This window comes from Halodurantibacterium flavum, assembly GCF_042681825.1.
GTDB classification, from domain to species: Bacteria; Pseudomonadota; Alphaproteobacteria; order Rhodobacterales; family Rhodobacteraceae; genus Halodurantibacterium; species Halodurantibacterium flavum.
Genome location: NZ_JBHUGH010000005.1, coordinates 364,738 through 377,047, shown reverse-complemented (window position 1 = coordinate 377,047; position 12,310 = coordinate 364,738). Strand labels below are relative to the sequence as shown.

General features: G+C 66.3%; 14 protein-coding genes and 1 tRNA gene. 10 read left to right on the top strand and 5 right to left on the bottom strand.

Features of this window, described 5'->3' with window-relative positions; genetic code table 11:
- Positions 1-123: 123 nt before the first annotated feature.
- A complete protein-coding gene (gene ftsY / locus ACFSGJ_RS08400; RefSeq protein ID WP_390260691.1) occupies positions 124-1,206 on the top strand; it encodes a signal recognition particle-docking protein FtsY in 1,083 nt (360 codons plus the stop codon).
- A gap of 339 nt (positions 1,207-1,545) precedes the next feature.
- Here ftsY and ACFSGJ_RS08395 read toward each other — a convergent pair.
- Positions 1,546-1,629 (bottom strand) — tRNA-Tyr (locus ACFSGJ_RS08395).
- A gap of 153 nt (positions 1,630-1,782) precedes the next feature.
- Here ACFSGJ_RS08395 and rlmB point away from each other — a divergent pair.
- From rlmB to ACFSGJ_RS08355, 8 genes are all read left to right on the top strand, one after another.
- On the top strand, positions 1,783-2,574 hold the full coding sequence (gene rlmB, locus ACFSGJ_RS08390; protein WP_390260689.1) for a 23S rRNA (guanosine(2251)-2'-O)-methyltransferase RlmB: 792 nt from the start codon (positions 1,783-1,785) through the stop codon (positions 2,572-2,574).
- Between the two features lie 119 nt (positions 2,575-2,693).
- Positions 2,694-3,161 (top strand): YHS domain-containing (seleno)protein, encoded by a 468-nt coding sequence (locus ACFSGJ_RS08385; RefSeq protein ID WP_390260687.1) that lies wholly within the window; start codon positions 2,694-2,696, stop codon positions 3,159-3,161.
- A 244-nt stretch (positions 3,162-3,405) separates the two neighbouring features.
- Positions 3,406-4,185: an SDR family oxidoreductase gene (locus tag ACFSGJ_RS08380; RefSeq protein WP_390260685.1), complete on the top strand. Its 780-nt coding sequence runs from the start codon at positions 3,406-3,408 to the stop codon at positions 4,183-4,185.
- An 84-nt stretch (positions 4,186-4,269) separates the two neighbouring features.
- Complete coding sequence (locus tag ACFSGJ_RS08375) at positions 4,270-5,361, top strand: ABC transporter ATP-binding protein (RefSeq protein WP_390260683.1); 1,092 nt, start codon at positions 4,270-4,272, stop codon at positions 5,359-5,361.
- A gap of 132 nt (positions 5,362-5,493) precedes the next feature.
- The gene (locus ACFSGJ_RS08370) at positions 5,494-5,742 is read left to right on the top strand and encodes a twin-arginine translocase TatA/TatE family subunit (RefSeq protein ID WP_390260682.1); all 249 of its coding nucleotides are present in this window, start codon (positions 5,494-5,496) and stop codon (positions 5,740-5,742) included.
- An 83-nt stretch (positions 5,743-5,825) separates the two neighbouring features.
- Entirely contained in the window at positions 5,826-6,353 is a 528-nt protein-coding gene (gene tatB / locus ACFSGJ_RS08365; protein WP_390260680.1) for a Sec-independent protein translocase protein TatB, read from the top strand.
- Positions 6,350-7,222, top strand: a complete 873-nt coding sequence (gene tatC, locus ACFSGJ_RS08360; RefSeq protein WP_390260679.1) for a twin-arginine translocase subunit TatC — start codon at positions 6,350-6,352, stop codon at positions 7,220-7,222. Before tatB ends, tatC begins: the two co-directional genes overlap by 4 nt.
- Complete coding sequence (locus tag ACFSGJ_RS08355) at positions 7,219-8,058, top strand: ATP-binding protein (protein ID WP_390260677.1); 840 nt, start codon at positions 7,219-7,221, stop codon at positions 8,056-8,058. The genes tatC and ACFSGJ_RS08355 overlap by 4 nt, the downstream gene beginning before the upstream one ends.
- Positions 8,059-8,060: 2 nt before the next feature.
- Here ACFSGJ_RS08355 and ACFSGJ_RS08350 read toward each other — a convergent pair whose 3' ends face one another.
- From ACFSGJ_RS08350 to ACFSGJ_RS08335, 4 genes are all read right to left on the bottom strand, one after another.
- Positions 8,061-9,260 carry a peptidoglycan DD-metalloendopeptidase family protein gene (locus ACFSGJ_RS08350; RefSeq protein WP_390260675.1) on the bottom strand — a complete coding sequence of 400 codons (1,200 nt, stop codon included), beginning with the start codon at positions 9,258-9,260 and terminating at the stop codon, positions 8,061-8,063.
- 87 nt (positions 9,261-9,347) lie between these two features.
- On the bottom strand, positions 9,348-9,989 hold the full coding sequence (locus tag ACFSGJ_RS08345) for a protein-L-isoaspartate(D-aspartate) O-methyltransferase (protein ID WP_390260673.1): 642 nt from the start codon (positions 9,987-9,989) through the stop codon (positions 9,348-9,350).
- The gene (gene surE / locus ACFSGJ_RS08340; protein WP_390260671.1) at positions 9,986-10,783 is read right to left on the bottom strand and encodes a 5'/3'-nucleotidase SurE; all 798 of its coding nucleotides are present in this window, start codon (positions 10,781-10,783) and stop codon (positions 9,986-9,988) included. The genes ACFSGJ_RS08345 and surE overlap by 4 nt, the downstream gene beginning before the upstream one ends.
- Positions 10,784-10,851: 68 nt before the next feature.
- Positions 10,852-11,511, bottom strand: a complete 660-nt coding sequence (locus ACFSGJ_RS08335; protein WP_390260669.1) for an SDR family NAD(P)-dependent oxidoreductase — start codon at positions 11,509-11,511, stop codon at positions 10,852-10,854.
- Between the two features lie 131 nt (positions 11,512-11,642).
- On the opposite strand from ACFSGJ_RS08335, the gene ACFSGJ_RS08330 reads away from it, so the two are divergent.
- Positions 11,643-12,215, top strand: a complete 573-nt coding sequence (locus ACFSGJ_RS08330; protein ID WP_390260667.1) for a biotin transporter BioY — start codon at positions 11,643-11,645, stop codon at positions 12,213-12,215.
- Positions 12,216-12,310 lie beyond the last annotated feature (95 nt).

Genomic DNA, 12,310 nt, shown 5'->3' with positions numbered 1-12,310 from the left:
AGGGATAATGGGGCAGGCGCCTTGCCGATAGCACCCTGCGCTTTGTCCCGGGCCGGGGCTGCCGGGTCTTCCATCCGGGGGGCGGCTGTATTAGCTGGGGGTGGGGCCATGCCGGAGGCGGGAATGTCGTTTTTCAAGAAGCTCAAGGACCGGATGTTCAAATCCTCCTCCCGGCTGGGCGAGGGGCTGGATGCCCTGGTGACCGAGGATGCGCCTGCCGCGACCGCGCCCAACGAGGCAGAACCGGGCGGATCCGGGCCGACCGGATCTGCGCCGTCGGGCGCCCCGGCCGACAGTTCGCCTGCGTCCGCCGGGGGGCAGGCGCCGGCGGCAGGCATGATCGGCCGGATTTTCGGGCGTGAGGACGGCCCCCGCCGCGTCATGGACGACGCGATGCTGGAAGAGCTGGAGGAACTGCTCATCCAGGCCGATATGGGCGTGGATACGGCGCTGCGCGTGGCGGCCAACGTGGCCGAGGGCCGGTTCGGGCGCCGCATGTCGGTTGACGAAATCCGTACCCTTCTGGCGCAGGAAATCGCCCGGATCATGGAGCCCGTGGCGCGACCCCTGCCGCTTTACCCCTCGCGTCCGCAGGTGGTGCTGGTCGTCGGCGTGAACGGGTCGGGCAAGACGACGACGATCGGCAAGCTCGCCAGCCAGTTCCGAGCGGCCGGCAAGTCGGTGGTCATCGCCGCCTGCGACACGTTCCGCGCGGCGGCGGTCGAACAGCTTCAGGTCTGGGGGGAACGCGCGGGCGTGCCCGTCCTGACCGCACCGGAAGGCAGCGATCCGGCCAGTCTTGCCTATGACGCGATGACGCGGGCGCAGGCCGAGGGCGCCGACCTTCTGATGATCGATACGGCGGGCCGGTTGCAGAACCGCGCCGACCTGATGGAAGAACTCGCCAAGATCGTGCGCGTGATCCGCAAGAAGGACCCCGAGGCACCGCATAACACGCTGCTGGTCCTCGATGCGACCACCGGGCAGAACGCGCTGAGCCAGGTCGAGACGTTCCGCAAGCTTGCCGATGTCTCGGGTCTGGTGATGACCAAGCTTGACGGGACAGCGCGCGGCGGCGTCCTTGTCGCGCTTGCCGACCGGTTCGGGCTGCCCATTCACGCCATCGGGGTGGGGGAGCAGATCGACGACCTGCAACCCTTCGACCCGGCGGAATTCGCCCGCGCGTTGACTGGTGCCCCCGAATAGCGAGAGGCGCGGCGCCAGGCGACGGGGCGAAGGAAGTTACTGCGACAGGTCAGCCGCCTTTTCTGCGGATGCGCGAAGTTGCGGACGCGTCTCGCGCGGGGCGGACAGGCCGTGCGCCGGCGAATGTCAGTCATCGTCACGCGATATGACAGGCGGCGAAATAGCTCTGTTCCGCGAGGCCGTCCTTGGCCGGATGAGAGGGGTGAAAGGCGCCTCCGGCAGGTTCTTTCACAAAGCTGCCAGCGCCGGCACGTCGGGACATATGCTGGCCGGCCTGACCGTTACATCCCATGGATGCAGGTCACCACTCCATTGATAACGCGTGATTTTCAGAGGAAGTGGTGGGCGACCCTGGAATCGAACCAGGCATGGGTCTCCCCGGCGGAGTTACAGTCCGCTGCCGCACCTTGCAGCACGTCGCCCGACGTGGGGCGGTGATTATCGGAGGGTCAGGGGGGCGTCAAGACGAAAATCCCGCATTGGATTGCCGATCTCCGTCTTTTCGGTTTGAGCCTTCAGTGCCTTGCGCAGATGCCCCCGGAACGGCATTCTCGCCCGCGCAAGAGGGGCAAGAACATGAAAAAACCGGCATGGGTCATCGACAAGGAGCGCGCCAAACGCGCCGCAGCGGCTGAGACCGTGTGGCTCTTCGGGCTTCATGCGGTGCGTGACGCGCTGCTCAATCCGGCGCGCAAACGCTTGCGCCTCGTGCTCACGCGGAATGCGGCGGATCGCCTGGCGGATGCCGTTGCAGAAAGCGGGATGGAGCCCGAGATCGTCGATCCGCGAAAGTTCGATGTCCCGATCGACCCGGGGTCCGTCCATCAGGGCGCTGCGCTGGAGGTGCGCCCGCTGGACTGGGGGCGGCTGGAAGATCATGCGATCGCGGGTGCGGGCCAGCCCCTGCTCGTGCTGCTCGACCGGGTGACGGACCCCCACAATGTCGGTGCGATCCTGCGCTCGGCCGAGGTGTTCGGCGCGCGTGCGGTCATCGGGCCACTGCATCACGCGGCGCCTGAAACCGGGGCACTGGCCAAGACGGCGAGCGGGGCGCTGGAACGCCAGCCCTATCTGCGTGTCCGCAATCTGGGCGACTCGATGGAGGCATTGCGGGCGATGGGCTATGTGCTGATCGGTCTTGCCGGCGAGGCCGGGATGTCGCTGGAAGAAGGACTTGCAGAAACCGGCCAGCGCCCGCTCGCCCTTGTCCTCGGGGCCGAGGGGCCGGGCCTGCGCGAACGCACGCGGGATCTTTGCGATCATCTTGTCCGCATTCCCTTTGCCGGGGATTTCGGCTCGCTCAATGTATCGAACGCGGCGGCGGTGGCGCTTTATGCGGCCGGTCGCCGGGGCCGCGACGGCGGATGAGGGGGCAGGGCGCCCGCGGCGCACGATACGCTCCGCCCGGTTCACGCTTGCGGGAGGCGGCTTTCCCCGGGCGCTGCTTTGGACCATCTGTGGGACACGCCCACCGACGGAGCCACGCCTTGTCTATCCCCCGCCCGCTGTTCCTGCTGTCCGCCCTTATTCTTGCCCTGTCATTTGCCATCTGCTTTGGCAACGCGGCACTGGCCAAGAGCCGGACGGTATCCGCGACCGATGGGGTCGCGCTGGCGGGATATGACCCGGTCGCCTATTTTCAGGACGGGCAGGCAATGCGGGGCGATCCGGCCCATTCGCTGCGCTGGCGAGGGGCGACCTGGCTTTTCGCCTCTGCAGCGCATCTTTCTGCATTCGAGGCGAACCCGATGGCGTTTTTCCCCGAATTCGGAGGGTATTGCGTGACGGCGTTGGCCGAAGGACGGGCTGTGCCCGGCAACCCGGAAATATGGACCATGCACGAGGGAAAGCTGTATTTCAGCGCCTCGCAGGCTGAACGGGAACGAATGCTCTCAGAACCGGTTCGATTTCTATCTGCCGCTGCTGCGAATTGGCCCGCCGCGGCCCGGAACTAGCTCTCCGGCCAATTCTCAACTCTTTGTTCACAGATTCGCGACAGGGGGCTGTTTTTCTTACAAATCCATCCTACCTTGTAAACAGGAAACGCGAGTACGGAACATTCGTGTTTCATTTCACTGTCCCTCGTTCCGCGACTTGCGCCCGGCCCATTGGTCGGGCGCTTTTTTATCTGCCGCTTTTCCCTTTCCACACCCGTCCAAGCGCGTTACGCCTGTGCCGAGCCAACGAGGGGAGAGCATCATGGACCTGGGTATCCGCGGCAAAAAGGCGCTGGTTTGCGCGTCGAGCAAGGGGCTGGGGCGCGGCTGCGCCGAAGCGCTGGCCGAGGCGGGCGTCGATCTGATCCTCAACGCCCGCAGCGCCGGGCCGCTTGAGGAAACGGCCGAATCGATCCGCAGCCGTTTCGGTGTCAATGTCACGGCCGTTGCCGCCGACATCACGAGCGAAGAGGGCCGCGCCATGGTTCTGGATGCGGCGGGGCAACCGGATATTCTGGTCACGAACGCGGGCGGTCCGCCCCCCGGCATGTGGACCGACTGGGACCGCGAGGACTTCATCCGCGCGCTCGACGCGAACATGCTGACCCCGATTGCCCTGATGAAGGCCTGCCTTCCGCCGATGATGGAGCGGGGCTGGGGGCGCGTCGTGAACATCACCTCTCAGTCGGTCAAATCACCGATTGCCGCGCTCGGTCTGTCGAACTCGGCGCGCGCCGGTCTTACGGGATATGTTGCCGGCACCTCGCGGCAGGTTGCGCCCAGCGGCGTGACGATCAACAACATCCTGCCGGGCATCCATGCGACGGATCGTGCGATCTCGCTCGATACCGGGGTCGCGAAATCGCAGGGGATCGACGTCGATACCGCAAGGGCGCAGCGTGAGGCGACGATCCCAGTGCGGCGCTATGGAACGGCGGCCGAATTCGGCGCGATGTGCGCGTTCCTCTGTTCGCAACATGCGGGGTTCATCGTCGGCCAGAACATCCTGCTGGACGGCGGCGCGGGCAACTCGACACTCTGATCCGGCAGTTGCCGAAAGGTTGCGGGGCGGGGGCAGGGCTGCTATCTCCGTCCCTGACTGTTTTGATCGGAGACCGCAAGACCGGTGCAGGTTCCACGGCTTGAATTGCGCAACCTCACGCGCCGCTTCGGCGGGCGGAATGTGGTGGAGGATGTCACGCTTTCGGTGGCGCCGGGGCAGGTGACCTGCCTTCTGGGGCCTTCGGGTTGCGGGAAATCCACCACGCTGCGGATCGTGGCCGGGGTTGACCGTCAGGACAGCGGCGTGGTTCTGGTCGATGGGGTGCCGGTTTCCGACGGCCGCCACCACACCCCCCCAGAGGCGCGCGGCATCGGGTTGATGTTTCAGGACTTTGCCCTTTTCCCGCATTTAAGCGTCGCCGACAACATCGCCTTTGGTCTGACCGGGACCAAAGCCGACAAGGCGCGCCGCGTCGCCGAGCTGCTGGAGCGGGTGAACCTTTTGACCTTCGGCGAAAAATATCCGCACGAACTTTCGGGCGGAGAGCAGCAGCGCGTGGCCCTGGCGCGGGCCCTTGCCCCGCGCCCGCGCGTCATGCTGATGGACGAGCCCTTTTCCGGACTTGATGAACGGCTGCGCGATGGTATCCGCGACGCGACGCTCGACCTGCTCAAGGAGGCCGGCACGGCCGTTCTTCTGGTGACGCATGAACCCGATGAGGCGATGCGCATGGCCGATGAGATCGCCCTCATGCGCGCGGGCCGCGTGGTACAGCAAGGCGCCCCCTACAATATCTACAACAATCCGGCAGACTTGGCGGCCGCCGCGTTCTTTTCCGATGTGAACGTGATTTGCGGGCAGGTGCAGGGGGCGCTGACCCGGACACCCTTCGGCAAGTTCCTGACACCCGGCCTGCCGGACGGCAGCATGGTCGACATCGCAATCCGGCCACAGCATCTCAAGATCGACTTTGACCGTGCGGGCCGTGGTCCGAACCCGACGCCGCAGGACGGGCAGGCCGCCCGGGGCGTGGTGCAGCGCGCGCGCTACATGGGGCGCGAAAGCCTGGTCGAATTCCGCATGGACTTTGATGGCTCGATCCTGCGGGCGACGGTGCCTGGGGTGTTCCTGCCGCGGGCCGGAACGACGCTGTGGCTGATGCTTCGCCGGGACCGCTGTTTCGTCTTTCCCACCTGTCGGCAGGCTGCGGAATAGGCACAGCGGGCCTCGCCCGAAGAAAACCCGCAAATGTGATGGATAGGGGCTTTGATCCGGCCCGCCTTGATCGTAAATGTGGGGGTGTCATGAAACCGCCCCGCGCAGCGGGCGGGCAAAAGGGAGTGACACATGCTCAACAATATCGGCCTTCCCGGCCTTCTCCTGATCGCCATCGTGGTGCTGGTGCTTTTCGGGCGGGGCAAGATCAGCAGCCTTATGGGCGAGGTCGGCAAGGGGATCACCGCCTTCAAGCGCGGCGTCAAGGATTCCGCCGAGGATGAGGAAAAGAGCCTCGAGGCCCCGCGCGATGTGACCCCGCATGTCGATCCGGCACCCGCCACGGCTGCCCGTGCCGAGGCCGCCAAGGACAAGGTCTGACACGTTCTTCCGCGACGGTGCGGCGCGTCTCTGCGCGCGGCCAAGGGGAAACCGGGGCGACCTGCCCCTGAAGGATAGACCAAATGCTGGACATCGGCTGGACCGAGCTTCTGGTGATCGGGATTGTCGCGCTGATCGTGGTCGGCCCGAAGGATCTGCCGATCATGTTTCGCAAACTCGGGCAGTTCACGGGCAAACTGCGCGGCATGGCGCGTGAATTTCAACGCGCGATGGACAATGCCGCAGATGAGGCGGGGATGCGCGAGGTCACGCGCGACCTGCGGAACATGACCTCGGGCAAGGCGCTTGGGCTCGACAGCGTGAACGACGCGGTGCGCGACCTCAAGGAGGCCGATCCGCGCCGGGCTGCCAAATGGCCCCGCGATCCACAGGACAAGGCGACTGAAAAGTCCGCCGCACCAAAGCCTGCGCAGGGTGAGGCGACGGCCAAGCTCGCGGCGGAACAGGCGGCGGCGCGCGCAGCCCGTGCCGATGCGGCGGCCCGACGGGCAAGCGGCGGCGCCGTGCCCTCGACCGCGCCTGCCGTTGATGAACCGCCGGCGCCCGCACCGGACGCTGCCGCCCCTGAGGGCGAAAAGGACAAGGCATGAAGGGCGACGATATCGACGACAGCAGCGCGCCGCTGATCGAGCATCTTGCCGAGTTGCGCACCCGCCTGATCCGGTCTGTCTTGGCCTTCGCGGTCGGGATGATCCTGTGCTTTCTGGTGGCTGAACCGATCCTGCAGTTCCTGTCAGAGCCGATTGCCGACGTGCTGCGCGCACGGGGCGAGGACCCGAGGCTGATCTTCACCGCGCCGCAGGAAAAGTTCTTCGTCCTTGTGCGCATCTCGTTCATCGGCGGCTTTGCCCTGGCGTTTCCGGTCATCGCGCATCAACTCTGGCGTTTCGTGGCGCCGGGGCTCTACCGTTCGGAAAAGAACGCACTTCTGCCCTTCATCATCGCATCGCCGGTGCTTTTCATGATTGGCGCGGCCTTCGCGCATTACGTCGTGACGCCTATGGCGATGAATTTCTTCATCGGCTTTTCCGACGCGATCCCGGCGCTTGCGACAATACTTGCGGGCGATGACGTGGGCGAGGTGACAGAGGTTGCCGCCCCCGCGCGCGAGATTTCGACGGTCTTCCTTGGATCGGTGCGGGAATCGCTCGATCTCTCGCTCAAGTTCATCTTTGCCTTCGGGATCTGTTTCCAGCTTCCGGTGCTTCTGACATTGATGGGCAAGGCCGGTCTTGTCTCGGCGGCCGGTCTGGGCGAGATGCGCAAATATGCGGTGGTGGGTATTCTTGCCGTGGCGGCAGTGCTGACGCCGCCGGATGTCATCTCGCAGGTGATCCTCTTTACCGTCGTCTATGGGCTTTACGAAATTTCGATCCTCCTCATCAAAAGGGTTGAGCGTAAGCGCAACGACGATCTGCGGGCGCAGGGATTGCTTGATGACGATGAGGCAGGTGCATGAGTGACGACGCGTTGCGCCGTCTGGCCGATGCGCTGGAACGTATCTCGCCGCCGCCACAACCCGCGCCGGATTTCGGCGCTGCCTCGGCCTTTGTGTGGCATGTGGCGCCGGACCGGCTCGACCCGGTGCCCCAGGTGTCGCGGGTCGATCTGTCACTGCTTGTGGGGGTGGACCGGGCGCGCGACACGCTTCTGACCAACACGCTTCAGTTCGCGCGCGGGTTTCCGGCGAACAACGCGCTTTTGTGGGGCGCGCGGGGCATGGGCAAGTCGAGCCTCGTGAAGGCCGTCCATGCCGAGGTTCTGCGCCAAGGGCACCGTCTTGCGATCGTCGAGATGCAGCGCGAGGATCTGCCCAGCGTGGGGCGGCTGCTGAACCTGTTGCGCGGGGCGGATGCGCGGTTTCTTCTGTTCTGCGACGACCTGTCGTTCAGCCATGACGACCAGCATTACAAATCGCTCAAGGCTGTGCTGGATGGCGGGATCGAGGGGCGGCCCGAAAATGTGCTGTTCTACGCGACCTCGAACCGTCGCCACCTGATGCCTCGCGACATGATCGAGAACGAGAGGTCGAGTGCCATTTCCCCGTCAGAGGCGGTGGAAGAGAAAGTGTCGCTCTCGGATCGGTTCGGCCTGTGGCTCGGCTTTCACCCCTGTAGCCAGGACGAATACCTGGAGATGATCCGCGGCTATTGCGCAGCCCACGGGTTGCATATGCCCGAGGATCAGCTGCGAGCCGAGGCGATCGAGTGGCAGGCGACCCGAGGCGCCCGGTCGGGCCGCGTCGCCTGGCAGTTCTTTACCGATCTCGCCGGGCGTCACGGCGTCCGGATCTGACCCTACTGGAGGTAGGGCATCGGATCGACCGCATCAAAGCCGTCACGAACCTCGAAATGCACGAAGGACGGGCTGCCCGCCCGTACCGACGCGATGGCCTGACCGCGGCGGACGGTCTCGCCCCGTTCCACTGCGATATTGTCCACATTGGCATAGACCGTCATCAGGTTGCCGCTATGGCGGATCACCAGGATCGGCACCTGATCGGTATCGCGGGTGATCGCCGCAACGGTCCCGTCATCGGCCGCCTGAACGGTCGTGCCGGCGGCGGCCCCGATATCCACGCCGTCGTTCCGCCGCGGCTCGAACGGGCGGATGATCTGGCCCTGGACCGGCATCGCAAAGCGCGCGCTGCCTGACGCCGCCGTGCGTTGTTCCCCCATATTGGGTGAGGCGGGCGCGGCGGGCGGTGTCGTCGCGGCCGGATCCGGCAAGGGCGCCGAGGCCGAAGGCGGCACGGGGGTCGGCGACCCCTGACCCGGCGCGCTGGTGGGCGCAGGGGCTGCGACCGCGGCCTGGCGGCGGGTATCGTCGGCCACCGGGATCAGCAGAAACTGCCCTTCGCGCACGGCCATGTCGGGGCCCAGCCCGTTCCAGTCCGCCAGCGCGCGAGGCGTGACGTTATAGGTGCGGGCGATGCCATAGGCGGTCTCGCCACGCCGGACCTGATGGCGGACGGGCTCCGGCCCCGAGGCCTGCGCAGGGGCAGCGCTCGCCGCGGCGGGTTGGGCAGTGGGTGTGGCGCGGTCGATCGCGCTGCCGGCAAGGGTGGTGATGTCGATGGCCTCGGTCGCGATGCCGCTGCCGGGCATTGCCTCACCGCCCATCCCGCCGCTTGCGACCTGACGCGGCAGAACCAGAACCTCGTTCTGGCGGAGCACCAGATCGGCATCCAGCCCGTTATGCTGCGCAAGCTCGGCCGGAGGCAGGCCGATGCGGTTCGCCACCGTTGCGACCGTATCGCCCGGGCGCGCGATGGCGACCTGATAGTTCGGATAGGTGATGACGCCGTTCGCATCGGGCTGCGGGCGCGCAAGCGTTGCCTGCGTCGCCGCGTCCGCCGTATTGATCCCGCCGCCGGGCGCGCGCAGGTCCCAGTCGCGCGGACCGCTGATCGTGTTGCCCCCGCAGGCGGCAAGCAGCAGTATGGCGGACCCGGCAAAGATCCCGTTCATCAAGCGACGGTTGGCGGTACTCTGCATGACTGTTACCTCGATCCTTTGCCCTTCACCGGGCTATTGGCCGCATCGCGCGGCGGGTGAATTGCGCGCGCAGGGCCGGTGGCAGGATCATTCCTGCCCCAGCCCTTCGAGCAGCGGAACAAAACGCACCGGGCGCATTTCCTCATAGTCCAGCCCGGTCTCGGTTTTCGTCACCTTGATCAGGTGCTGCACCGTATCGGACTGGCCCACGGGAAGCACCATGATACCCCCGATCCGCAGTTGCGCCAAGAGAGGGCTGGGCGGATCCTCGGCGGCGGCAGTCACGATGATGCGGTCGAACGGCGCCTGATCGGGCAGGCCAAAGCTGCCATCGGCGGTCAGCGCCGTGATATTGGCAAGCGAGAGCGCCTGGAACACCTCGCTCGCCTCGCGCACCAGACGGCGGTGGCGATCGACGGTGTAGACCCGGCGCGCAAGCTGCGACAGGATCGCCGCCTGATAGCCGGACCCCGTGCCGATCTCCAGCACCTTGTCGCGGGAATTGACCTGCAGCGCCTGCGTCATCAGCCCCACCACCGAAGGCTGGCTGATCGTCTGGCCGCAGGCGATGGGCAGGGGCATGTCCTCATAGGCGCGTTCGGCAAAGATGCCCCGCACAAATGCGCCGCGGTCGATCCGTTCCATCGCCGTAAGAACCCGCGCATCCGTAACGCCCGCAGACCGCAGACCATAAAGAAAACGCATCGTCCTCTCGGCGGGGTCGGTCATGCGGCGGGTTCCTCCAGCCGCTGGCGCAGCGCGTCGAGCGTATCATGCGCCGTGAGATCCGCCCGCAGCGGCGTGACCGAGATATAGCCGTCCAGATTGACCGCCGCATCCGTGCCGGGTGCCGTCGGCATGTGCTGTGCGCCGCCGGTGATCCAGAGAAACTTGCGCCCTGACGGGGAGATATGCGGCTCCACCCCGAAAAAGCTGTCCTTGCGATAGCCTTGTGGTGCCACGCGCAAACCGCGCACGGCCTCGGCTCCGCAGGGGGGGAAGTTCACGTTGTAGAACAGGCGATAGTCGCCCTGATCCCAGATCCCGTTGTCCAGCAGCTCTCGGACCACACGCGTTCCATGCCGGCGCGCGGCTTCGAACGGGTCGGAAAGCTCGGACGTGGCGGGGCCCATGTATTGCGACAGCGCGATGGCGGGCAGGCCCTGAAGCGCGGCTTCCATCGCGCCGCCCACGGTGCCGGAATACATCACGTTCTCGGCGGAATTGTTGCCCCGGTTGACGCCCGACAGGACAAGATCGGGGCGCGCGCCTTCCAGCACATCGTAAAGCCCGGCAAGGACGCAGTCCGCGGGGCTTCCCTCGGCCGCGAAACGGCGCGTGTCGAGCCGCGCGATCATCATCGGATGGGTATAGCTGATGCAATGCGCGACGCCCGATTGCTCAAAGGCGGGCGCGACGGTCCAGACCTCGCCATCCGGTCCGGCGATGTCATGGGCGATCTCGGCCAGCACGGCGAGCCCGGGTGCATTTATGCCGTCGTCATTGGTGATGAGAATGCGCATGGTGCCCCCTTTGCCTGCCGCCCCTGATTAGTCGCACGGGCGGGGGGCGTAAAGGGTTCGCGGGGCGTTCAGAGCGCGGCGAGTATCTTCTCTGCCTCATCGCGCGGCGCCGAGAGGCTTTCGCGGTCCTCACCGGGGAAAAAGCGGGCACGGGTCGCCGTAGGCATAGGCGCGGGCGCAGCGATCACGACGCGGGGGCCGATCCGGGCGCCTTCGGCCTGCCAGCTGCGGGCCAGCGCCATCTGGGCGGCCTTGGACGCCCCATAGGCGCCAAAGAACTTCTCGCCCGCGCGCGGGTCGTCGAGGAAAAGCGCGGTGCCCCGGTCGGATGCCCGCAGCAGCGGCTCGACCATCGGGATCAGTATGCCGGTCGCGCGGGCGTTGACGGCGATGGACTTGTCCCAGTCCTTGATCGCGACATGCCCGGCGGGCGACAGCGGCGGCGCGTGGATCGCTGCATGGACCCACAGATCGACCCGCCCCCAGCGATCATGCACCGACCGGCAGAGATGGCGCATCGCATCTTCATTCGTGATGTCCATGGGGGCAAGCGTGGCCGACCCGCCGACCGCCTTGATCCGGTCATCGAGCTCTTCCAGCGCGCCCACCGTGCGGGCGACGGCGATGACATGCCAGCCACGGGCGGCGAGGCCTTCGGAAAGGGCTGCGCCGATCCCGCGGGAAGCGCCGGTGACAAGTGCGATCGGGGCGGTAGTGGTCGTGTTCATGGCGCTCTAATGGCACCCCGGGAATGGCTGGGCAAGGCCAAACGCGCGCCGTGCGCCGCCTGCGACATTGACAGCATCCGGGCCGCGCGGAATAACGGTGCAAAGGAATTCAAGCCGGAGGGCCCGACCCCATGAACCGTTCTTCCACACTTTCCGCCGCGCTCGGTGGCCAGAACACGCTTCTTTCGCAGATCATGCTGGTGCTGGGCGGCTCGCTCATCATGGGGCTTTCCGCGCAAGTAAGCGTGCCGATGTTCCCCGTCCCGATGACGCTGCAGACGCTCGCCATCTCGGTGATCGGGCTGACCTACGGGTCGCGGCTGGCGGCGGCAACCATGGTGGCCTACCTGATCGAGGGGGCGATGGGCCTGCCGGTCTTTGCAGGGGGCGGCGCCGGGGCGCATCACCTTGTCGGGCCGACGGGCGGGTTCCTGATGGGCTTCATCGCGATGGCCTGGGCGACCGGCCTGATGGTCGAGCGTGGGTTTGATCGCGGCTTTGCCCGGCTCTTTGTCGCAGCACTGGTGCCGGCGACGCTGCTTTTCGTGCCCGGCATGTTCTGGCTTTACGCCGTGACGCCGCTGTCGCTGGGCGGCGCCTTCGACGCGGCCGTGCTGCCGTTCCTGATCGGTGGCGTGGTGAAATCGGCCATCGCCGCGCTGGCCGTGGCCGGCGGCTGGAAGGCGCTGTCGGCGCGCGGCTGAGACTTTCAACCAAGGCGATCATCGACCCCGCGCCCTGGTGGCGCGGGGTTTTTCATTTTGCCCGGGCGGAATTATCCGTCAGACTGACGGGGCGA